The sequence below is a fragment of the Rummeliibacillus sp. NPDC094406 genome (assembly GCF_044763875.1).
Lineage (GTDB): Bacteria > Bacillota > Bacilli > Bacillales_A > Planococcaceae > Rummeliibacillus.
The window spans coordinates 89,693-111,820 of the sequence record NZ_JBIWGZ010000005.1 but is presented as its reverse complement, the minus strand read 5'-3'; the positions used below and the strand labels follow the sequence as shown (position 1 = coordinate 111,820).

Below are 22,128 nucleotides of genomic sequence, written 5' to 3'. Positions count from 1 at the left end.
GCCGTATAAGTAATACGCTCCCCCTGCAATTTATTTGCGGGAGGAGCGTTTTTTGTATTTTTTATAAGTGTTTTAGAAACACTACCATCAAGGAGGAATTTGCATTGACCAAATATATTTTTGTAACTGGCGGCGTAGTTTCATCACTCGGCAAAGGTATTACAGCAGCATCACTAGGACGTTTATTAAAGAATCGTGGATTAGAAGTAACAATCCAAAAATTCGATCCATATATCAACATTGACCCAGGAACAATGAGCCCATATCAACATGGCGAAGTATTCGTAACGGATGATGGTGCAGAAACAGACTTAGACCTTGGACACTATGAACGTTTTATCGATATCAACCTAGGCAAACATTCAACAGTTACTTCAGGTAAAGTGTACTCGACTGTATTGAAAAAAGAACGTCGTGGTGACTACAATGGGGGAACAGTGCAAGTAATTCCACACATCACAAACGAAATTAAAGATCGTATTCAACGCGCTGGTCGTGAAACTAATGCAGATATCGTGATCACTGAAGTTGGTGGTACAGTAGGTGACATTGAATCATTACCATTCCTTGAAGCAATTCGCCAAATGAAACGTGATTTAGGAAATGAAAATGTACTTTATTTACACTGTACATTAATTCCTTATATTGCAGCAGCAGGTGAGTTAAAAACAAAACCAACTCAACACTCTGTAAAAGAATTACGCTCTTTAGGTATCCAACCAAACATTCTTGTTGTACGTACAGATCGCCCAGTACCTCAAGAAATGAAAGAAAAATTAGCGTTATTCTGCGACGTTAAACCACATGAAGTAATTGAATGCGTAGACGCAGATCATTTATATGAAATTCCTTTAGCTCTACAAGCTCAAGACTTAGATGATATTGTACTTGACCACTTCGGAATTCAAGCTCCAGAAGCTGATATGGAAGATTGGAAAGCTCTTGTAGATAAAGTGAAAAATCTTAAGAAATCAACAAAAATTGCGCTTGTTGGTAAATATGTAGAATTACAAGATGCTTATATTTCTGTTGTTGAAGCACTTAAACATGCTGGTTATGTATTTGACACTGATATTGAAGTAAATGCAATCAACGCTGAACACGTTACTTCTGAAAATGTAAAAGAATTACTTGGAGATGCCGATGGTATCCTAGTACCAGGTGGTTTCGGTGACCGTGGCGTTGAGGGTAAAATCCTTGCTACTCAATATGCTCGCGAAAACAACGTACCATTCTTAGGTATTTGCCTAGGTATGCAACTTGCAACTATTGAATTTGCACGTAACGTACTTGGTCTTGAGGGTGCACATTCTACAGAATTAAGTCCAGATACAAAATACCCAATCATCGACTTACTTCCGGAACAAAAAGACGTTGAAGATCTAGGTGGTACACTTCGTCTTGGTTTATATCCATGTAAATTAAAAGACAATTCTATTGCAGCAAAAATCTATGATGATGAGTTAGTATATGAACGTCACCGCCACCGTTATGAATTTAATAACGAATACCGTGAAGCAATGGAAGCAGAAGGACTAGTCTTCTCAGGTACTTCACCAGATGGACGCTTAGTTGAAATTATCGAATTACCAGAGAATAAATTCTTCGTGGCATCTCAATTCCACCCAGAATTCACATCTCGTCCAAATCGTCCACAACCATTATTCCGTGACTTTATAGGCGCATCGGTAAAATAAAAAACGCATGAAAAAACCAGGCCCTAAAGGAGCCTGGTTTTTTCTATATAACAGCCACTATCTACAGTCTTAAAATCAAAATACACTCCTAAAAAGAGATACTCGCAAATTGCTTATTTACATAAATTGACTAGAACAAGTAAGGAAGAGAGTATTTTAAATATGACTTTTATCATGAACTGAGTATACCTGAATTAAGATATTTTGATGTCCAACATTTAACAGAGAACTCCAAAAAGAAGGGGTTCATCTATACTATAAACCTGATAGCATTTCATCATAGGACATTTTAATTGCTTCGTAGATAAATAATGCTGCTATCGTATGTGGTAATACAATACGTTCGCCTAACTCATTTGGTAACAAACCTTTATTAATACCTAATGAAATATAAGTGTATGCCAAATCAGCCATTTCACCTGCGTCTTCCACCTTTTCACCTGCAACGACAGCAAAAGGAATAAAATTATCATATAAAGTATGTGCTAATGCCAAAGCATCTGAATGATTGGCATGACGAGTGAAAATACATACACGATCTAAATCTACAATTTCCACATCTTTTGTCCAAGGACGTAATTTTTTATAAGGCTCAGCCGCATTTAAAGCGTTGATCTCAATTGCTTGTAATTCATCAAAGCAAGCAAAGTAAACCACGCCATCTCCGACACCAGCTTGAGCTAGTAAGCGTGCAGATTCTTCTATTGCTTCTTCTTGATTAGTAGCAACTCGCTGAAGTAATCCACCAACTTGAGTAGATAACATTTTTAACATTCTATTCACCTCATGAAGTTAATTATAGAGATGGATGATTTTAATTGCAAAATTGGAAAATGTAGATTTTTTGTACTTCATGCAGGAGAAAAAAAGGTAGACACGAATACTATATATGTATGGCACAATAAGGAGTAGAGTATAGTGAAAAAAATATTAATCGTCGATGATCAACAAGGCATACTATTACTGCTAAATGAAGTCTTTAAAAATGAGGGTTATGAAACATTTTTAGCTTCAAATGGAACAGAGGCACTTCAATATATAGAAAACACTGGGTTGGATTGTGTTTTACTAGATATGAAGATTCCGGGTATGAACGGATTAGAAATTTTAAAACATATTAAAAAACTATTTTCATCACTACCGGTGGTCATGATGACAGGTAATAGTGATATGGACGTAATTAGCAATGCAAAGGAACTTGGAGCGAATCATTTTTTCACGAAGCCATTTGATATCTTTGAGGTAAGGGATACGATTAACAAATTATTGAAAGAATAAGTATAGACGGTGGTCAATACTTATTCTTTTTGTTATTATGATAGTGATATTATTCAATTTAATAATACCATCCTACATCCTAAAGGAGGATTTACTAATGGCTTTGGTTTCAATGAAAGAAATGTTAATTACAGCAAAAGAAAATGGATATGCTGTTGGTCAATTCAACATTAATAACCTTGAATGGACTCAAGCAATTCTACAAGCAGCAGAAGAAGAAAAATCACCAGTAATTCTAGGTGTATCTGAAGGCGCTGGAAAATATATGGGCGGCTTTGTAGCTGTAGTTCAAATGGTTAAAGGGCTAATGGAAAGTTACAAGACAACTGTACCAGTAGCAATTCACTTAGATCACGGTTCTAGCTTCGAAAAATGTAAAGAAGCAGTAGATGCAGGTTTCACATCTGTAATGATCGACGCTTCTCACCATCCTTTCGAAGAAAACATTGAAATCACTTCAAAAGTTGTAGCATACGCACATGATCATGGCGTATCAGTTGAAGCAGAACTTGGTACAGTAGGCGGTGATGAGGATGGCGTTATTGGTGGTATCATGTATGCCGATCCAGAAGAATGCCGTAAAATGGTTGAAGCAACTTCAATTGATTGCTTAGCACCAGCACTTGGCTCAGTTCATGGTCCATACCACGGTGAACCAAACTTAGGCTTCAAAGAAATGGAAGAAATCTCAGGACTAGCTGGGCTTCCATTAGTACTACATGGTGGTACTGGTATACCTACAAAAGATATTCAACGTTCTATTTCTTTAGGAACTGCGAAAATTAATGTAAACACTGAAAATCAAATCGCTGCTACAAAAGTGATTCGTGAATTCTTGGACAATGATAAACAAGCTTATGATCCACGTAAATTCTTAGGACCAGCTCGTGAAGCGATTAAAGCAACTGTTATTGGCAAAATGCGCGAATTCGGTAGCTCTCAACAAGCTTAAGCATATATTTTAGTAGAGAGAAATGGGAGAAGATATCGATTGTGAAGTCGGATCTTCTCCATTTTTCCATCATTCAGGAGGAATATAAATTGAAATTTTTCATCGATACAGCAAATTTTGAAGAAATTAAAGAAGCACACGCATGGGGGATTATCTCTGGTGTTACAACAAACCCATCTTTAGTAGCGAAAGAAAAAAACGTTTCATTCCATGATCGTTTAAAAGAAATTGCTGACTTAGTAGATGGCTCAGTTAGCGGGGAAGTAATTTCATTAGATGCTGAAGGTATGATTAAAGAAGGTCACGAACTAGCTAAAATTGCACCAAATATCACAGTGAAATTACCAATGACACCAGCAGGTTTGACAGCATGTTCAACACTTTCTAAAGAAGGTATCAAAACGAACGTAACACTAATCTTCAGTGCAAACCAAGCATTACTTGCAGCACGTGCAGGCGCAACTTATGTTTCTCCATTCTTAGGCCGCTTAGACGACATCGGTCAAGAGGGTACAGAATTAGTACGCGAAATTGCTGAAATCTTTGCAATTCATGAACTTCCAACTCAAATCATTGCTGCTTCAATTCGTCATCCACAACATATTACAGAAGCTGCTCTTGCAGGTGCACACGTTGCAACTACACCATTTAAAGTATTAAAACAATTATTTAATCATCCGTTGACTGATAAAGGGATTGAAGGTTTCATGAAAGATTGGGCAAATAAAGATAAATAAATAAGGAGATTCAAATGGACGTATATAAAATTGCAGGAGAAAAACATTTAAAAGGCACGATTAAAGTTAGTGGCGCTAAAAACAGTGCAGTTGCTCTAATACCAGCTTCTATTTTGGCTAATTCTCCTGTAACTATTGAAGGATTACCAGAAATTTTAGATGTATGGACGTTGAAGGCCTTACTTGAAGAAATTGGCGGAGAAGTTGAATTTATAGACGGTCACATGGTAATTGATCCTCGTCCAATGATTGATATGCCATTACCAAATGGTAATGTCAAAAAACTACGTGCTTCATATTACTTAATGGGTGCTATGCTAGGTCGTTTTAAAAAAGCAGTAATTGGCCTACCAGGAGGATGTCATTTAGGACCACGCCCAATTGACCAACATATCAAAGGATTTGAAGCTTTAGGTGCACAAGTTACAAATGAGCACGGAGCTATTTATCTACGTGCAGAAGAACTACATGGTGCCAAAATTTACTTAGATGTGAGTAGCGTAGGTGCTACGATTAATATTATGCTTGCAGCTGTGCTAGCAAAAGGTAAAACAGTAATTGAAAATGCAGCAAAAGAACCTGAGATTATTGATGTTGCTACATTATTAACGAATATGGGTGCAAAGATCAAAGGCGCAGGTACGAATGTTATTCGTATCGAAGGTGTAGAAGAATTGCATGGTACTAATCATACAATCATTCCAGATCGTATCGAAGCAGGAACATATATGATTATGGCTGCTGCAGTAGGTGATGGTGTGATTATTGATAATGTAATTCCACTACATTTAGAAGCGGTAACAGCAAAATTACGTGAAATGGGCGTAAAGGTAATCGAAGAGGAAGAACGAATTATCATTCCGAAAACAGATGCTTTGAAATCAGTTGATATTAAAACATTGGTATACCCAGGATTTCCAACAGATTTACAACAACCATTTACTGTTCTATTAACACAAGCAAATGGTTCTTCTATAGTTACAGATACAGTTTATTCTGCTCGTTTCAAACATATCGATGAAATTATCAGAATGAATGCAAATGCAAAAGTAGAAGGACGTTCAGCTATTATTACAGGTCCGAGCAAGTTAGAGGCTGCTACAGTTACTGCAACAGATTTACGTGCAGGAGCTGCTTTAATTATTGCTGGATTACTTGCTAAAGGTGAAACAGAAATTCACGATATCTATCACATCGAGCGTGGTTATAGCGATATTATCGCTAAATTACAAGCTTTAGGTGCAGATATTTACAGAGAAACAATCGAACCAGACTCCAAAAACAGTGTGACCAATAGATCAAACTGAAAAAAATCCGCAGACAAAGTTCTGTGTGCTATAATAGGTTTAGTTTGAAACGATTCCAGTCAAAAAGACAGGAAAACGGGAGGAACAGTAAAAAATGAAACGCAGTTTATCAATGGAAGTAGTACGTGTAACAGAAGCGGCAGCAATCGCCTCAGCAAGATGGATGGGCCGTGGATTAAAAATGGAAGCAGATGACGCAGCAACTACAGCAATGCGCCAAGTATTTGATTCAATTCCAATGGATGCAGTTGTTGTAATTGGCGAAGGCGAAATGGATGAAGCGCCAATGCTTTACATCGGTGAAAAACTTGGCTCTGATCCAGAAGGCCCTCAAGTTGACATCGCAGTTGATCCACTAGAAGGTACTAACATCGTAGCAGCAGGAAGTGGTAATGCTTTAACAGTATTAGCAATTGCCGATCGCGGTAACTTACTCCATGCACCTGATATGTATATGGAAAAAATCGCAGTTGGTCCAGAAGCAGCAGGTAAAATCGATATTGAAGCATCTGTTATTGACAATTTACGTGCAGTAGCAAAAGCAAAAAATAAAAATATCGAAGACGTTGTGGCCACATTATTAAATCGTGAACGTCACCAACCAATCGTTGATCAAATTCGTGCAGCTGGTGCTCGTATTAAATTCATCTCAGATGGTGACGTAGCAGCAGCTATAAACACTGCATTTGATGAAACAGGTGTTGATATCCTATTTGGTACAGGTGGTGCACCAGAAGGCGTAATCGCAGCTGTAGCACTAAAATGTCTTGGGGGAGAATTCCAAGGTAGACTTATTCCTTCAAATGATGAAGAATTAGAACGTTGCCATAAAATGGGCATCGAAGTCAATACAGTGTTGAAAATGGATGATTTAGTTAAAGGTGATGACGCAATCTTTGCTGCAACTGGAGTAACAGACGGCGAACTATTGAAAGGTGTCCAATTTAAAGGTGGTCACTGTACAACCGAATCAGTCGTAATGCGTGCAAAATCAGGAACTGTTCGTTTTATCGAAGGCAGACATAGTTTGACTAAAAAACCAAAACTATTTATGCAAGACTAAACTTCAATTTTTACTTGCCCGGCATCAGCCGGGCTTCTTCTTAATGTTCATTCCATTCAAAAACTCGTAAAACTCACATACCATATTTCGAATTATTTTTCTTAACAATATTATATTAAGAGTGGTGTTATGCCTATGACGACAATGACAATTTCTCAACTAGAAGATATGAAATTAAAGGACTTGTATGCGCTTGCGCGAGAATACAAAATTTCATATTATGGAAAGTTGACTAAAAAAGAATTAATTTTTGCAATTCTAAAATCACGTGCTGAAAGTGAAGGCTACTTCTTCATGGAAGGTGTTTTAGAAATTATCCAACAAGAGGGCTTTGGTTTCTTGCGCCCTATCAACTATTCACCAAGTTCAGAAGATATCTATATTTCAGCATCCCAAATTCGCCGTTTTAGCCTTAGAAATGGTGATAAAGTAACGGGAAAAGTCCGCCCACCGAAAGAAAATGAACGCTACTACGGTCTTTTGCATGTGGAAGCAGTAAATGGTGAAGATCCTGAGATAGCGAAAGAACGCGTGCATTTTCCAGCGCTTACGCCACTATATCCAGATCGACATGTCAAACTAGAAACAACACCTACAAAACTATCCACACGTATTATGGATTTAGTTGCACCAGTTGGTTTCGGACAACGAGGTTTAATCGTAGCACCACCAAAAGCAGGTAAAACATTACTTTTAAAAGAGATCGCCAATGCAATTACAGAGAAATATCCTGAATCTGAATTAATCGTTCTATTAATCGATGAACGACCAGAAGAAGTAACGGATATTGAGCGTTCAGTAAAAGCAGATGTTGTTAGTTCGACGTTCGATGAATTACCAGAAAATCATGTAAAAGTAGCAGAGCTTGTTTTAGAGCGAGCAATGCGACTTGTAGAGCATAAACGCGATGTTATTATTCTGATGGATTCGATTACAAGACTTGCACGTGCATATAATCTAGTAATCCCTCCAAGTGGACGTACATTATCAGGTGGTATTGATCCAGCGGCATTCCATAGACCGAAACGCTTCTTTGGTGCTGCACGAAATATTGAAGAAGGCGGTAGCTTGACGATTTTAGCAACAGCTCTTATTGATACTGGATCACGTATGGACGAGGTAATCTATGAAGAATTCAAAGGTACTGGTAACTTAGAACTACATCTAGATCGTAGTCTAGCAGAACGTCGTATTTTCCCAGCAATCGATATTCGACGTTCAGGTACTCGTAAAGAAGAATTGTTAATTCCAAAAGAACAACTTGATAAACTTTGGGCAATTCGCAAAACATTCTCAGACTCACCAGATTTTGCAGAACGCTTCCTAAAAAAATTGCGTAATACAAAAACGAACGAAGAATTCTTTGAAACATTGAATACAGATATGAAAGCTGCACGAAATGGTAAAGGCTTAATTTAAGTGAAATCCCACATACATTAGTATTAATGCATTTATAATAAAATATTTTTATAAGAAATGGCGATATTTTAATATTAAGTAGTTGCACCTTTTTAGGATTCTTGTTATACTACGGATAATGCATTTCATACGCGTTGCATATGCGACAAACTAATCTGGGTCGTGTAAGGCAACAGTTCGATAATACTCTGTTCCAGATGGTTCAGGGCGAGAGGAGATACCAAACATGAAACCAGGAATTCACCCAGAATACAAAGAAGCTACAGTAACTTGCTCTTGTGGTAATTCTTTCAAAACAGGTTCAGTTAAAGGAGACATCGTTGTTGAATTTTGCAGCGATTGCCACCCATTCTATACTGGCCGTCAAAAATTCGCGTCTGCTGATGGACGTGTGGATCGTTTCAACAAAAAATACGGTCTTAAATAATTTATCTAGAACACAAAAATACCTGCCTAGCAATTCATTGCAAGGCAGGTATTTTTCTTGCGACAAAAAGTATTTTCGTGTAGTATAGAGCTCGTTGTTTTAAATAATAAATACATCACACATAACATATTATTTACCGAAAAAAAAGAGCGGAAATCAAGTATTTTTTTCGGTATGATGATGGATATACGTTTCGAAAGGAGTCTAGTCAATGTACGTTATGACTCAAAATGGCTGGATTGAAGTAATCTGTGGCAGTATGTTTTCAGGAAAGTCCGAAGAATTGATTCGACGTGTGCGCAGAGCACAATTTGCAAAACAAAAGATTGCCGTTTTTAAGCCGAAAATTGATAATCGATATAGCGAAGAAGCAGTTGTTAGTCACAATGGTGCAACGGTAATTGCCCATCCAATTGAAAAGTCTACTGAAATGTGGAATTATCTTACAGATGATTTTGATGTTGTTGCAATTGATGAAGCACAATTCTTTGAAGAAGATATTATTGAAACCGTTCAGAAGTTGGCTAATCACGGCTATCGTGTAATACTAGCTGGACTTGATCAAGATTTCAAAGGTGTTCCGTTTGGTCCAATGCCAGAATTAATGGCGATTGCTGAGCAAGTGACAAAACTACAAGCTGTTTGTAGTGTTTGTGGTTCACCAGCAAGTAGAACACAAAGACTGATTAATGGACAACCTGCAAAAGCTGATGATCCTGTTATTCTGGTAGGGGCTGCAGAAGCTTATGAACCTCGTTGCCGCCATCACCATGCAGTACCAACAGGTCAAACAAATATGGCTGAGTAATGCAAAGAAAGAGGAGTGGCAAATTGCTACCCCTCTTTTATCTTATATCAGGTGAGTAGTACAAATGAAGTTTTGTGTAGTGCTAAACAAAAGCCGAGCGGAGCTAATAGAACCTTGAGTATGCGTTTAACTAGAGTATTAAAATCCAAAATTGAATTAGTTGCTTTATATTGCTATACATAAAAAGACTCAAAATATCAAGAAAAACACAAAATAGCAGTCTTGATGTTCTAAAAGAGTAGCGATAGCAACTTTTTTTCATTATACTATTTAAGGAGCATATAAAAGTGGAAGTGGCTTATCCAGAATAGATAAGCTATTGCAAATCCAAATCGAAAGCGTCTTTCGTCTTGCTAGGGACTGTTTAGAGATGGATATCCTTAAAGTCGCCACGTCCAGTTGCAAATGTTTTCTGGGGGGGAATAGTAACCTCAGGAACAACGGCTATCAGGTTCACCTAATGTGAATACACGAGGCTCTATTCTCCTTAGCTGGATAGAAATAAATAAGAATTTATGTATTAACACGTGACAGCACATATAAGAAATACAAATTAATAAATTGATTAAAGAAAGGTACAGGTGAAAAATAATGTTTGATCGCCTACAAGCTGTTGAAGATCGTTATGATAAACTAAACGAACTTCTAAGCGATCCAGATGTCGTATCTGACTCAAAAAAATTAGCAAAGTATTCAAAGGAACAATCTGATATTCAAGAAACTGTAGAAGTGTATCGTGAATACAAATCAGCAAAAGAACAATTAGCAGATGCAAAAGAAATGCTAGAAGATAAATTAGATGCAGAAATGAAAGAAATGGTGAAGGAAGAAGTTAACGGTTTAGAAAAACAAATCGTAAATTTCGAAGAACGCCTTCGTATTTTATTAATTCCAAAAGATCCGAACGATAGCAAAAACGTTATTATGGAAATTCGTGGTGCTGCTGGCGGTGATGAAGCTGCACTATTCGCAAACTCACTATTCCGTATGTATAGCAAATATGCTGAAACACAAGGCTGGAAGATTGAAATCATGAACGCAAACCCAACAGAACTTGGTGGATATAAAGAAATCGTCTTTTTGATTAACGGTCAAGGTGCTTATTCTAAATTCAAATTTGAAAGTGGTGCACACCGTGTACAACGTGTACCGGAAACTGAATCACAGGGACGTGTTCATACATCAACATCAACTGTTGTTGTTATGCCAGAAGCTGAAGAAGTGGAATTAGATCTTCAAGAAAAAGATATTCGCGTAGATATTTATCACGCATCAGGTGCTGGTGGTCAGCACGTCAACAAAACAGCATCTGCAGTTCGTATGACACATATTCCAACAGGTATCGTTGTTGCCATGCAAGATGAACGTTCTCAATTGAAAAACCGTGAAAAAGCGATGAAAGTCCTTCGTGCTCGTGTTTATGATAAATTACAACAAGATGCACAAAGCGAATACGATGCAGAACGTAAATCAGCAGTAGGTACTGGGGATCGTTCAGAACGTATCCGTACTTACAACTATCCACAAAACCGAGTGACAGATCACCGCATTGGTTTAACAATTCAAAAACTCGACCAAATTATTGAAGGTAAACTAGATGACGTTATCGATGCTTTGATCTTAGAAGAACAAGCCAAAAAATTGGATGCATTAAATGACACAACAATTTAATTTTGTTTATGAGGCCCTGAATGGGGCTTCTTCTTTTTTAAGGGATAATGGTCGAGAAGAAGTAGCTGCAAGATTGCTATTACAACATGTATTAAAAAAATCGTACACGGATTTACTAACAAGCATGCGTGATGAAATTACGGAAGAAGATTGTGAAGATTTTTGGAAAATGCTTGAATCTCACGCAAAAGGGATGCCAATTCAGTATATTATAGGTGAGGAAGAATTTTATGGTCGGCCGTTTAAGGTTAATGAATCTGTTCTAATTCCTAGACCTGAAACAGAGGAACTAATCGTAGAAGCTGCGAAGCGTATAAAGCGTATTTTTGGAGACAAGCCTACTATTCAACTAGCGGATATTGGTACTGGAAGTGGTGCAATTGCGATCACGATGAAAAAGGAAATACCAAGTTTAAATGTAACAGCAACAGATATTTCAATAGATGCTTTAAACGTAGCTATGAAGAATGCAGAGACGCTGGAGGCAACTATTCATTTTGAAGAGGGAGATTTAACGGCGCCAATTGAACAGCAGAAATGGCAAGTCGTACTTTCCAATCCTCCATACATTGCATACGATGAGGCAAAAGAAATGTCAGAAGTGGTGCTTGATCATGAACCTCACACAGCACTTTTTGCAGAAGAAGAGGGACTAGCACTTTATAAAAGACTAGCAAAGAATCTACCAAACTTAATGACGAAACCTAGTTTTATAGGTGTGGAAATAGGTTATGCACAGGGGTCAGCAGTTGCTACATTGTTTAAAGAAAGTTTTCCACAGGCGAAAATTGATATTTTACAAGATATAAACGGAAAAAATCGTATGGTTTTTTGTGAATTAGGTGAATAAATAGTAATCTCTTTGTCCATGATAGAGTCATGGAGGGGATACAATATGATAGAAGATTATAACGCTATTAAACAACCGCAAGAATTATCTTACTACACTATTAAACAACCAAAAAAACAATCACAAGTGAATATACTTTTACAATTTATAACTTCGCTTTTACTTATACAATTGGTACTTCTTATTATACAAGGCTTTTTAACTCAGCAATATAGCACAGAACTAGAGCAGCCAAGATTTCGCATCATTGCCAATAGTAATTCTGCATCGGACCAACAATATAAACATCAGTTAGTGGAAAAGATTAAACCGATTTTAGAAAAGGCCGTACAACAAAATTCATCCACAGAACTGAACTTATCAACAATTGAAAATCAAATTAAAAATAAGTTATCCCCAGAAATGGGGAATGAACAGATAAAAATCACAACAACGAATGCATTATTTCCACCAAAACGCGATGATTACAAAATGTATGCACAAGATAAGTATCAAGCAATTGTCGTGACAATTGGTGCTGGTAAGGGAGATAATTGGTGGTGCGGCTTATTTCCAAAGGTTTGCTATCGTGATGAAGAATCAAAGGAAAAAGTAGAAGAGGAAGAAGAAGAAAAGCCGAAATTTTTTATTATCGAATGGTTTAAGAGCTTTTTTGAAGATTAGAGTTACCCACAATATTTGGTAAATTGTCCACATTATTCACAATGTTATCAACAAATTGTGTATAACTTTCTGAAAACTCTTATATATAGGGAGGAAATGACATGGAAACACAACGTCTCATTGTGGATAACAATGTGGATTCCGAAAAAAGTTATTCACAAGCTGTGAATTTGTTAACTAGTGGAGAGCTAGTTGCTTTTCCAACAGAAACAGTTTATGGACTAGGTGCCGTAGCTACAAATGAAACAGCAGTCAAAAAAATCTATTCTGCAAAAGGAAGACCATCAGATAATCCGCTTATTGTCCATATTGGTACTTTCGATGAACTTGAAAATTATGTGGATAATATTTCATATAAAGCAAGAAAATGTATGGATGCGTTTTGGCCAGGTCCTTTAACGATGATTTTCAAAGCAAAACCAAATGTATTAGCAGCTAGTGTAACAGCAGGTCTTGATACAGTTGGTATTCGCATGCCTAATCATCCAGTTGCATTGAAACTTTTACAAAAGCTAGGAAAACCTGTAGCTGCTCCAAGTGCCAACCGTAGTGGGAAGCCTAGTCCAACAGAAGGCGTTCATGTTGAACAAGATTTAGCAGGTAAAATCCCTATGATCTTAGATGGAGGAGCAACTGGTATCGGTGTAGAATCAACCGTCATTGATCTTACATTAGAAACTCCTGTCATTTTAAGACCGGGCGCTATTACAAAGGAAATGTTTGAAAGTGTAATTGGCCAAGTTAAGCAACCAACTCATATCGAGCAAAAGGCAGGTGCACCTCGCGCTCCAGGGATGAAATATACACATTATGCACCAAATGCACCTGTATATTTAATAGAACAAGATGAACAACAAGTTTTAGAGGCTATTAAAGAATTGCAACAACAAGGTCATAAAGTAGCGTTGCTTGCACCACAAAGTTTTGAACATCTGAATTCAGATTGGTTCTTTACATTTGGAGACTCTAAACAAGATATGGCGGCAAATCTTTTCCATGCATTGCGCGCATGTGATTTGACAGCTGCAGATATTGTATTAGCAACTGTTACTTCAACAGACGGTGTAGGTGCAGCTATTATGAATCGCCTAGAAAAATCAGCAGGTAGCAAATGGTATATAAAAGATTTTCAAAAGCAATAGAATGATTTTTATTGATGGCTAAATAGCACATTTATTTCAAAGCTTCTTTATGAATAATCATAAAGGGGCTTTTTAATTTACGATATATAAACGGTATAACTAATGAACTTCGATACATAGGATAAAAGAGATTCCTAAAGGACGGAGGGAAATTGTGCCAGAAATTCTTGCCGCTATTATCACAGCGATTGATGTTTTGACGATTTATTTACTGTTGCCACAAATGAAATATCGCTTTTGGCTTTCTTTATGGACAGGTGCTCTTCATATGATTTTTCCCTTCATTGGTTTCCATGTAGGTGAATGGTTAGCTACATATATATCAAACATCGCTCAAAATATTTCAGGTTTATTATTAAGTATGATTGGCGTACATCTATTATTAGCAGCGAAAGACAGTAAGCCTGCACAAATCCCAGTAATAATATTAGCCGTTACCACAAGTTTAGATACCTTTTCAGTCAGTGTATCTTTTGGTATGCTTCAATTACAAGAAACATTACTCATTTGTAGTATGGGAGCATTTGCATTTCTATTTTCATATATAGCATTAGTATTAAACAAAAAAATCCCAATAAGAATAGGAACTTACTTACAAATAATTGCTGGGATTTCATTACTTTTGATGGGTGTTTTTTCATTTAATTTATAAAAAAATAGAACATTTTAACTGTATTTTAATATATAATGAAGGGTGAAGGTGCACGATGAATATTTATTTTGTATGTACAGGAAATACATGTAGAAGTCCAATGGCAGAGGCCATATTAAAATCAAGAAATATACAAAATGTTGAAGTGAAATCTGCTGGGGTATACGCTATGCCTGGAAGTCCTATGTCACAGAACACAAAGTCAGTCTTAAAAGAACAGCGCATTAACTATGATCATACTGCGCAAACAGTTAACCTAGAAGATCTAAAATGGGCAAATTTAATATTAACAATGACCAATGGGCATAAGGAAGCGCTTTTACAAGGATTTCCTCAAGTAGCAGATAAAACGTTCACATTTAAAGAATATGTAACTGAAAATAATGATCTGGATGTATTTGATCCGTTTGGAGGAGATATGTCAACATATCGTGGCACTTTCCAAGAACTTAGTAGATTAATGGATGCACTTGAAAAGAACTTATTGGAGGAATAACCATGGCAAAAAAAAGTGAGCGACATTCTTTTGGTTTAAAAAAGAAACTCATTCTATTTGTAACGATATTAGCAGTGATTACATATAGCGTAAGTTTCTTCTTTATCGAGTATTTGCAACCTCAATTTTTCCCGAATATAAAGAAAACAGTTTTTGAAATAATTACATATGTACTAGGAGTTATATGGTCCGGTATATTAGCGGGTGTCTTTAGTTCTTTATTGGTAAAACCATTACAAAAGCTTGAAAATGTTGCAATCGAAGCTGCTGAAGGCAAAATCAGCAAAGATATAGAAATGCCGAATAGCTCAGATGAAATTCGTTCACTATCAGAAGCTTTCCAAACAATGCTTGTGAGTCTACGTCAAATGGTTTCAAGTATTAATCAAAACTTCCAAACAACGAACACTACCGTCCTAAATCTATCAGAAGAAACAGGACAAGCATCAAAACAGACAGAATCAATCGCTGAAACAATATCGAATATTTCTGAAGGTGCTTCGAGTTCAGCTATCGCCATACAAGAAACGGCGGAAGCGCTAGAGGATGTACGCTCGTTAGCAGAAGAAGTAAATCAACGTGCTATGACGTCATCTAATCAATCAGCACAAATGATGTCAGGGTTAAAACACACAACAAATGCAATTAACCAACTAGTTGAAGGTATTGAAAAAATTGCATCGGGCAATCAATTAGCACTTCAAGATATACACCAACTTGAACAAAATGCATTAAAAGTAGAACAAATAATTCAACTTGTCGGTGATATTGCAGAACAAACCAACCTACTCGCTCTAAACGCTTCTATAGAAGCAGCGAGAGCAGGAGAACACGGTAAAGGTTTTGCTGTCGTAGCCGAAGAGGTTCGCAAACTTGCAGATGAAAGTGCCGAAGCTGTAAAGGGCATTACACAACTGATCCAAACCATCCAACTAGATGTTCAAACAGTTGTTGGTAAAATGACGGAACAAGTTGATTTTGCAGAAGGTGAAGTAGCTCGTATTTCTGAAACAACATCAGCAGTCGATGATATGGCCGAAATGGTTAGCAATATGGCAGACTCGATTGTAGAAATCTCTGAATTTGTTGGTAAGCAATTGCATAACATCGAAAAAACAGCTCATCAATCTCAAGAAGTAGCGGCAATAGCAGAACAAACTTCTGCAGGTGCACTAGAAGTTCAAAGTGCAACCGATGAACAGGTTCGGTCAATTGAACAAATCGACCAACTATCACAAATGTTAAAGAAACAATCCGAAGAACTATACCAAATGATTCAACAATTTGAACGCTAGGTAAAAGAGTGTGGAGATCTATTCTCCACACTTTTTTAGTGCGTAAACATCATTTCAATCAATATAAGTCTCTTTTCTCTCTCTCTTTAACATCCATACAACGAAAAACATTAAAACGCGAATTAATAAAACAAATAAACGGAAATATATTCGTGTTTTTTGGTGTTTTGAGCCTAAATTTGGCTTCAGAATTACAAATTATTCGTATTTTTGAAACTTCCCTATCGCAATTAAGTGAAAAATATGTCATTATACATATAGAAGTGGTACACTGATGATGAATAGAACAATTGAAAAGAGGGAAACCATTGAAAATTGCAATTTCATCAGATCATGGCGGTAACAACTTACGAAAAGAAATTATAGCTTTATTGGAAGAACTAGGTATTAGCTATGAAGACTTCGGTCCAAAATCATCTGATTCAGTAGATTACCCAGACTATGCACTACCAGTTGCAAATGGAGTTGCTAGTGGCGAATTTGACCGTGGCATATTAATTTGCGGTACAGGTATTGGTATGTCTATTACTGCAAATAAAGTAAAAGGTATCCGTTGTGCATTAGTACATGATGTATTCAGTGCAAAAGCAACACGTTGTCACAATAACTCAAATGTGATAGCAATGGGGGAACGAGTAATCGGTCCTGGATTAGCACGTGAAATTGTTCAAACTTGGCTATCAACTGATTTTGAAGGTGGACGTCATGAACGTCGTATCAGCAAAATCACAGCTTTAGAAGAACAAGAATAATAATCAGATTTGAGGTCTTAAGAGATGAACTTAAAACAAATTGAAGAACAGCTACAAACGCTGCTATCAGAATTTGAACAACAAGTTACCTTTCGAAATGGCCAAATATTTGTCGTAGGTTGCTCAACTTCAGAAGTAAAAGGCGAAAAAATTGGCACAGCAGGTGGCTTAGAAATTGCAGAAGCATTATATAAGCCTTTAAAAGCTTTTGCTGATAAACATGAAATATATTTAGCGTTTCAAGGTTGCGAACATTTAAATCGCGCCTTAACAATAGAAAGAGCTGTAGCAGAGCAATATCGACTAGAGCCTGTCTCTGTTATTCCAGTTCGAACTGCTGGCGGCTCGATGTCTACTTATGCGTATAGTCAATTCAATGATCCAGTAGTAGTAGAAGAAATTGTAGCGCATGCAGGCATTGACATAGGTCAAACATTGATTGGTATGCATTTGAAGAAAGTGGCAGTTCCTGTCCGTACTTCAATCTCACATATTGGAGATGCAGTCGTGACAGTTGCGAAAACTCGTCCTAAATTAATAGGCGGCGAGAGAGCTATATATAACAAAGAGTGAAAATAGGGGGAATAGGTGTAATGGAAAATCTTGCAGCACAAGAAAAGTCAATCATAGCGTCACAAGACAAAGCGGTATTTGAAGCAATGGAAAAAGAATTTGCTCGTCAACAATCAAATATTGAGTTAATCGCATCCGAAAATATCGTTTCTGAAGCGGTAATGGAAGCTCAAGGCTCTGTATTAACTAACAAATATGCTGAAGGCTATCCTGGCAAACGTTACTATGGTGGTTGCGAGCATGTGGACGTTGTGGAAAATATTGCACGTGATCGTCTAAAAGAAATCTTTGGTGCTGAATATGCAAACGTTCAACCACACTCTGGTGCACAAGCAAATATGGCTGTGTACTTCACAATTTTAGAACCAGGCGATACTGTTTTAGGTATGAACCTATCTCATGGTGGGCACTTAACACATGGTAGCCCAGTAAACTTCTCTGGTGTTCAATATAACTTTGTGGAATATGGTGTAACAGAAGATACCAACGTAATCGATTACGAAGATGTTCGCCAAAAAGCAATTGATCACAAACCAAAACTAATCGTTGCTGGTGCATCTGCTTATCCCCGTAAAATTGATTTTGCTAAATTCCGCGAAATCGCTGATGAAGTAGGCGCTTATTTCATGGTGGATATGGCACATATTGCTGGTCTTGTAGCTGCAGGTGAACATCCAAATCCTGTACCATATGCAGACTTTGTGACTTCAACTACTCACAAAACATTACGTGGTCCACGTGGTGGTCTTATTCTTTGTAAAGAAGAATGGGGTAAGAAAATTGACAAATCCATCTTCCCTGGTATTCAAGGTGGTCCATTGATGCATGTAATCGCAGGTAAAGCTGTTGCATTTGGTGAAGCACAACAACCTGAATTCAAAGAATACATCAGGCAAGTTGTAAAAAATGCAAAAGTTTTCGGCGAAGCATTACAAGCAGAAGGTATTAAACTTGTATCAGGTGGTACAGATAACCACCTATTACTTTTAGATGTACGTTCTCTAGGTCTAACTGGTAAAGTTGCTGAAAAACTATTAGATGATGTGAATATTACTGCAAATAAAAATACTATTCCATTTGATCCAGAAAGTCCATTTGTCACTTCAGGTGTTCGCGTTGGTACACCAGCCATTACTTCTCGTGGCTTTAAAGAAGAAGACATGAAAGAAGTTGCTTCAATTATCTCTTCTGTATTGAAAAATCCAGAAGATGAAGTAGTAAAACAAGATGCGATTAAACGAGTGAAAGTTTTAACAGATAATCACCCAATCTATTCAAAATAATTCCGAATGACCAGCTACCTTTGTATTATTGCAAAGGTAGCTTTTTTTGTAATTTATTAGTTCAAGCGTGTTGGTTAGGATAAAATAGGAAGAATATTCTTCTGTAATCATACTTTCAAGGTGCTTGTGTCTCGTTGGTTATTGATTGTAGCGGAGGATTGCTCGACTCCCGCGGGAAAAGCGTGGGAGTCGAGACCCTGCACGTAGCGGGTATTGGTTGATCAACTGGTTTTTTGATGGATAAAAATGGATAATAAACACACATGATATTTGTTTATAGTAATCTCAAGTAATATCAAATTGAACCAAAACATTAAAATAGAAATTATAGAATATATCGGATTAGAAGACTTTAATGATGCGGGATATCATCATTAAGGATCGAAAGTTATCCGAAGTTTAAATGATTGAAATCGAATGTTATGTGAGGCAATGTAGCCATTATAAGAATTCTTTTACTTGGTTATTAATTAGCTTTTTAACCTTATCAGAAATGGATTCTTTTTTTATTGTTTTATTTAGGTTGTATGCCTATTGAAAGTGCATATATAAGGTAGAATCCTCTCGACTCCTGCGGGAAAACGAGCCAATCGAGACCCCGGACTGAGCGAAGCGAGGGAGGAGGCTCGATGGTTCGTCCGCGGAAAGCGAGAGGATTCTACCGGATTTCAAGTAAATAATTGATAGTATGGGGTTTTCACTATATTTATGCAAAGTAAAGGACGCTTAAAGCTGACTGTATGAATAGGATATTGCAAAGAGTTTAATAAATAAAGGTTGCATATAGGTAACCTGAAACTTTAGCTATTTACCAATGGAGTAAGCAAACAAATTATGAAGCGAATTAAGGTAATTATAAAAAAGCAAAATCAAATTACATAAGTCTGTTTTTTTTCTGTTATAATAAGCAAGATAATATTAAATAGGGAGAGATTACCTTGGGTAAAGTATACGTATTCGACCATCCATTAATTCAACACAAACTAACATATATTCGTGATATAAGCACTGGTACAAAAGAATTTCGCGAACTAGTAGACGAAGTAGCAACACTTATGGCATTTGAAATCACTCGTGATTTACCAACTGAAGAAATCGAAATTGAAACACCTGTTACAAAAACAAAAACGAAAGTATTAAGTGGTAAGAAGATTGCAATTGTGCCAATTCTTCGTGCTGGTTTAGGTATGGTAGATGGGGTATTAAAATTAATCCCAGCTGCAAAAGTAGCTCATATTGGCTTATACCGTGATCCAGAAACATTAAAACCAGTAGAATATTATGCAAAATTCCCAGCAGATTTAGAAGAACGTGACTTTATCATTGTTGACCCAATGCTAGCAACTGGTGGCTCGGCAATTGAAGCTATTAACTCACTTAAAAAACGTGGTGCAAAGAATATTAAATTCATGTGCTTAATTGCTGCTCCAGAAGGTGTAAAAGCAATTCAAGAACAACATCCTGATATCGATATTTTCATTGCAGCTTTAGACGAAAAACTAAATGATCACGGTTATATTGTTCCAGGTCTTGGCGATGCTGGTGACCGTTTATTTGGAACAAAATAATACAATCTTAGGTGGTGCGTAGAAATTGTCTGAAAAGTGGAAAGTAATGACGGTTTTCGGAACTCGACCTGAAGCTATTAAAATGGCTCCGCTTGTATTAGAACTTAAAAAGCATCCAGAGGAAATTGAAACAATTGTTACAGTAACAGCTCAACATCGACAAATGTTAGATCAAGTACTCGAAACATTTCAAATCACACCTGATTTTGATTTGAACATTATGAAGAATCGTCAAACACTAATCGATGTTACTACAAGAGGACTTGAAGGTTTAGATGCTGTCATAAAAGAAGCAAAACCTGATATTATTCTTGTTCATGGTGATACGACGACCACATTTGTAGCAAGCTTAGCTGCATTTTACAATCAAATTGCCATTGGACATGTAGAAGCTGGATTACGAACTGGTAATAAGTATTCTCCTTATCCAGAAGAAATGAACCGTCAGCTTACAGGGATAATGGCAGATATTCATTTTGCACCAACTGAACAAGCTAAACAAAATCTGCTTCTTGAAAATAAGGTGGAGAAGAGTATCTTCGTCACTGGTAATACGGCAATAGATGCATTGCAAACTACTGTTAGTGATAATTATGAACATCCTGTTTTAAACCAAATTGGTCAAGATCGAATGATTTTACTAACAGCACATCGACGCGAAAACTTAGGTGATCCAATGCGCCATATGTTTAGCGCTATTAAACGTTTATTAGCAGAATTCGACGATATCCAAGTTGTCTATCCAGTACATTTGAATCCAGTTGTACGTGAAATTGCAGGTGAAATTTTTGGCGAAGAAACAAAGGTTCATTTAATCGAGCCTCTTGAAGTATTTGACTTCCATAATTTCGCTTCAAGATCCTATATGATTTTGACAGATTCAGGTGGTGTACAAGAAGAAGCGCCTTCACTCGGAAAACCTGTACTTGTCTTGCGAGACACGACAGAAAGACCAGAAGGCATTGAAGCGGGTACATTGAAATTAGCAGGTACGAATGAGGACACGATTTATAAACTTGCTAAAGAATTACTAGAAGATGAAAAGGCTTACGAGAAAATGGCACATGCCTCCAATCCATATGGCGATGGACATGCTTCTGAAAGAATCGTAGAATCTTTACTTGCATTTCTACCAACAATATAAAGTGAAACTTCCGTCAGTGGGGGGCTTCATCCCTCACCGATGGTTAGTTGAACCAATCGGGCTTTTACGGGCAGTTATCCCCAACCTAATTTCTTTGTTTCTCTCTCAATCTTGAGATGGAGGTATTACTGCCCATTAATGCGGGATAAAATCAAAAAACTACTTTACAAATTCTATTAAGAGAAAATGTAGAGTAGTTTTTTTATGTGTTTTAGGCGGAAATGTGTCAATTGCGAAATTTCTGTTCAAAATTTGTCTACAATTTGACAAAATAGTACCACTTGTGAACTTTTTCACTCTAAGCAATTGACATGAAATATTCACTATTGTATGCTTACAAAGGGTAAGAAT

Annotated in this window: 22 protein-coding genes; 21 read left to right on the top strand and 1 reads right to left on the bottom strand. The window is 36.9% G+C overall.

Features of this window, described 5'->3' with window-relative positions; all coding sequences use genetic code 11:
* Positions 1-104: 104 nt before the first annotated feature.
* Positions 105-1,697, top strand: a complete 1,593-nt coding sequence (locus tag ACIQ4I_RS14325) for a CTP synthase (RefSeq protein WP_403097052.1) — start codon at positions 105-107, stop codon at positions 1,695-1,697.
* Between the two features lie 255 nt (positions 1,698-1,952).
* On the opposite strand, the gene ACIQ4I_RS14320 is transcribed toward ACIQ4I_RS14325, so the two are convergent.
* Positions 1,953-2,471 carry a DUF2529 family protein gene (locus ACIQ4I_RS14320; protein ID WP_403097049.1) on the bottom strand — a complete coding sequence of 173 codons (519 nt, stop codon included), beginning with the start codon at positions 2,469-2,471 and terminating at the stop codon, positions 1,953-1,955.
* Between the two features lie 144 nt (positions 2,472-2,615).
* Between ACIQ4I_RS14320 and ACIQ4I_RS14315 the strand changes: the two genes are divergently transcribed.
* From ACIQ4I_RS14315 to wecB, 20 genes are all read left to right on the top strand, one after another.
* Entirely contained in the window at positions 2,616-2,975 is a 360-nt protein-coding gene (locus tag ACIQ4I_RS14315) for a response regulator (RefSeq protein ID WP_403097046.1), read from the top strand.
* Positions 2,976-3,072: 97 nt separating this feature from the next.
* Positions 3,073-3,927, top strand: a complete 855-nt coding sequence (locus ACIQ4I_RS14310; protein ID WP_403097044.1) for a class II fructose-bisphosphate aldolase — start codon at positions 3,073-3,075, stop codon at positions 3,925-3,927.
* 89 nt (positions 3,928-4,016) lie between these two features.
* On the top strand, positions 4,017-4,664 hold the full coding sequence (fsa, locus tag ACIQ4I_RS14305; protein WP_403097042.1) for a fructose-6-phosphate aldolase: 648 nt from the start codon (positions 4,017-4,019) through the stop codon (positions 4,662-4,664).
* A 14-nt stretch (positions 4,665-4,678) separates the two neighbouring features.
* Positions 4,679-5,971 (top strand): UDP-N-acetylglucosamine 1-carboxyvinyltransferase, encoded by a 1,293-nt coding sequence (locus ACIQ4I_RS14300; protein WP_403097039.1) that lies wholly within the window; start codon positions 4,679-4,681, stop codon positions 5,969-5,971.
* A gap of 94 nt (positions 5,972-6,065) precedes the next feature.
* Positions 6,066-7,034 (top strand): class II fructose-bisphosphatase, encoded by a 969-nt coding sequence (gene glpX, locus ACIQ4I_RS14295; protein ID WP_403097037.1) that lies wholly within the window; start codon positions 6,066-6,068, stop codon positions 7,032-7,034.
* 135 nt (positions 7,035-7,169) lie between these two features.
* Positions 7,170-8,453, top strand: coding sequence for a transcription termination factor Rho (gene rho / locus ACIQ4I_RS14290; RefSeq protein WP_403097034.1), 1,284 nt, complete (start codon positions 7,170-7,172; stop codon positions 8,451-8,453).
* A 226-nt stretch (positions 8,454-8,679) separates the two neighbouring features.
* Entirely contained in the window at positions 8,680-8,880 is a 201-nt protein-coding gene (gene rpmE / locus ACIQ4I_RS14285) for a 50S ribosomal protein L31 (protein WP_403097031.1), read from the top strand.
* Positions 8,881-9,091: 211 nt separating this feature from the next.
* The gene (locus ACIQ4I_RS14280) at positions 9,092-9,688 is read left to right on the top strand and encodes a thymidine kinase (protein ID WP_397537037.1); all 597 of its coding nucleotides are present in this window, start codon (positions 9,092-9,094) and stop codon (positions 9,686-9,688) included.
* Between the two features lie 591 nt (positions 9,689-10,279).
* Positions 10,280-11,359, top strand: a complete 1,080-nt coding sequence (gene prfA / locus ACIQ4I_RS14275; RefSeq protein WP_397537038.1) for a peptide chain release factor 1 — start codon at positions 10,280-10,282, stop codon at positions 11,357-11,359.
* Positions 11,343-12,209 carry a peptide chain release factor N(5)-glutamine methyltransferase gene (gene prmC, locus ACIQ4I_RS14270; protein ID WP_403097028.1) on the top strand — a complete coding sequence of 289 codons (867 nt, stop codon included), beginning with the start codon at positions 11,343-11,345 and terminating at the stop codon, positions 12,207-12,209. Before prfA ends, prmC begins: the two co-directional genes overlap by 17 nt.
* A 45-nt stretch (positions 12,210-12,254) precedes the next feature.
* On the top strand, positions 12,255-12,872 hold the full coding sequence (locus ACIQ4I_RS14265; RefSeq protein ID WP_403097025.1) for a stage II sporulation protein R: 618 nt from the start codon (positions 12,255-12,257) through the stop codon (positions 12,870-12,872).
* Between the two features lie 101 nt (positions 12,873-12,973).
* Positions 12,974-14,014, top strand: a complete 1,041-nt coding sequence (locus tag ACIQ4I_RS14260) for an L-threonylcarbamoyladenylate synthase (RefSeq protein ID WP_403097022.1) — start codon at positions 12,974-12,976, stop codon at positions 14,012-14,014.
* A gap of 154 nt (positions 14,015-14,168) precedes the next feature.
* Positions 14,169-14,666: a manganese efflux pump gene (locus ACIQ4I_RS14255; protein WP_403097020.1), complete on the top strand. Its 498-nt coding sequence runs from the start codon at positions 14,169-14,171 to the stop codon at positions 14,664-14,666.
* Between the two features lie 55 nt (positions 14,667-14,721).
* A complete protein-coding gene (locus tag ACIQ4I_RS14250; RefSeq protein ID WP_403097017.1) occupies positions 14,722-15,162 on the top strand; it encodes a low molecular weight protein arginine phosphatase in 441 nt (146 codons plus the stop codon).
* Between the two features lie 2 nt (positions 15,163-15,164).
* Positions 15,165-16,457, top strand: a complete 1,293-nt coding sequence (locus ACIQ4I_RS14245; protein ID WP_403097015.1) for a methyl-accepting chemotaxis protein — start codon at positions 15,165-15,167, stop codon at positions 16,455-16,457.
* Positions 16,458-16,765: 308 nt separating this feature from the next.
* The gene (rpiB, locus tag ACIQ4I_RS14240) at positions 16,766-17,209 is read left to right on the top strand and encodes a ribose 5-phosphate isomerase B (RefSeq protein ID WP_397537046.1); all 444 of its coding nucleotides are present in this window, start codon (positions 16,766-16,768) and stop codon (positions 17,207-17,209) included.
* 24 nt (positions 17,210-17,233) lie between these two features.
* Positions 17,234-17,782, top strand: a complete 549-nt coding sequence (locus ACIQ4I_RS14235) for a TIGR01440 family protein (protein WP_403097013.1) — start codon at positions 17,234-17,236, stop codon at positions 17,780-17,782.
* Positions 17,783-17,802: 20 nt separating this feature from the next.
* On the top strand, positions 17,803-19,065 hold the full coding sequence (glyA, locus tag ACIQ4I_RS14230) for a serine hydroxymethyltransferase (RefSeq protein WP_403097010.1): 1,263 nt from the start codon (positions 17,803-17,805) through the stop codon (positions 19,063-19,065).
* Between the two features lie 938 nt (positions 19,066-20,003).
* Complete coding sequence (gene upp / locus ACIQ4I_RS14225) at positions 20,004-20,633, top strand: uracil phosphoribosyltransferase (RefSeq protein ID WP_403097007.1); 630 nt, start codon at positions 20,004-20,006, stop codon at positions 20,631-20,633.
* A gap of 25 nt (positions 20,634-20,658) precedes the next feature.
* Positions 20,659-21,777: a non-hydrolyzing UDP-N-acetylglucosamine 2-epimerase gene (gene wecB / locus ACIQ4I_RS14220; protein WP_403097004.1), complete on the top strand. Its 1,119-nt coding sequence runs from the start codon at positions 20,659-20,661 to the stop codon at positions 21,775-21,777.
* Positions 21,778-22,128 lie beyond the last annotated feature (351 nt).

What these genes read in the sequence shown, in the direction of transcription:
- ACIQ4I_RS14235 (WP_403097013.1), top strand. Translation starts at nt 17,234, where the DNA reads ATGAACTTAAAACAAATTGAAGAACAGCTACAAACGCTGCTATCAGAA.
- ACIQ4I_RS14260 (WP_403097022.1), top strand. Translation starts at nt 12,974, where the DNA reads ATGGAAACACAACGTCTCATTGTGGATAACAATGTGGATTCCGAAAAA.
- glyA (WP_403097010.1), top strand. Translation starts at nt 17,803, where the DNA reads ATGGAAAATCTTGCAGCACAAGAAAAGTCAATCATAGCGTCACAAGAC.
- ACIQ4I_RS14265 (WP_403097025.1), top strand. Translation starts at nt 12,255, where the DNA reads ATGATAGAAGATTATAACGCTATTAAACAACCGCAAGAATTATCTTAC.
- ACIQ4I_RS14250 (WP_403097017.1), top strand. Translation starts at nt 14,722, where the DNA reads ATGAATATTTATTTTGTATGTACAGGAAATACATGTAGAAGTCCAATG.
- ACIQ4I_RS14310 (WP_403097044.1), top strand. Translation starts at nt 3,073, where the DNA reads ATGGCTTTGGTTTCAATGAAAGAAATGTTAATTACAGCAAAAGAAAAT.
- prfA (WP_397537038.1), top strand. Translation starts at nt 10,280, where the DNA reads ATGTTTGATCGCCTACAAGCTGTTGAAGATCGTTATGATAAACTAAAC.
- ACIQ4I_RS14280 (WP_397537037.1), top strand. Translation starts at nt 9,092, where the DNA reads ATGTACGTTATGACTCAAAATGGCTGGATTGAAGTAATCTGTGGCAGT.
- ACIQ4I_RS14300 (WP_403097039.1), top strand. Translation starts at nt 4,679, where the DNA reads ATGGACGTATATAAAATTGCAGGAGAAAAACATTTAAAAGGCACGATT.
- prmC (WP_403097028.1), top strand. Translation starts at nt 11,343, where the DNA reads ATGACACAACAATTTAATTTTGTTTATGAGGCCCTGAATGGGGCTTCT.
- ACIQ4I_RS14245 (WP_403097015.1), top strand. Translation starts at nt 15,165, where the DNA reads ATGGCAAAAAAAAGTGAGCGACATTCTTTTGGTTTAAAAAAGAAACTC.
- rho (WP_403097034.1), top strand. Translation starts at nt 7,170, where the DNA reads ATGACGACAATGACAATTTCTCAACTAGAAGATATGAAATTAAAGGAC.
- rpmE (WP_403097031.1), top strand. Translation starts at nt 8,680, where the DNA reads ATGAAACCAGGAATTCACCCAGAATACAAAGAAGCTACAGTAACTTGC.
- glpX (WP_403097037.1), top strand. Translation starts at nt 6,066, where the DNA reads ATGAAACGCAGTTTATCAATGGAAGTAGTACGTGTAACAGAAGCGGCA.
- ACIQ4I_RS14320 (WP_403097049.1), bottom strand. Translation starts at nt 2,471, where the DNA reads ATGTTAAAAATGTTATCTACTCAAGTTGGTGGATTACTTCAGCGAGTT.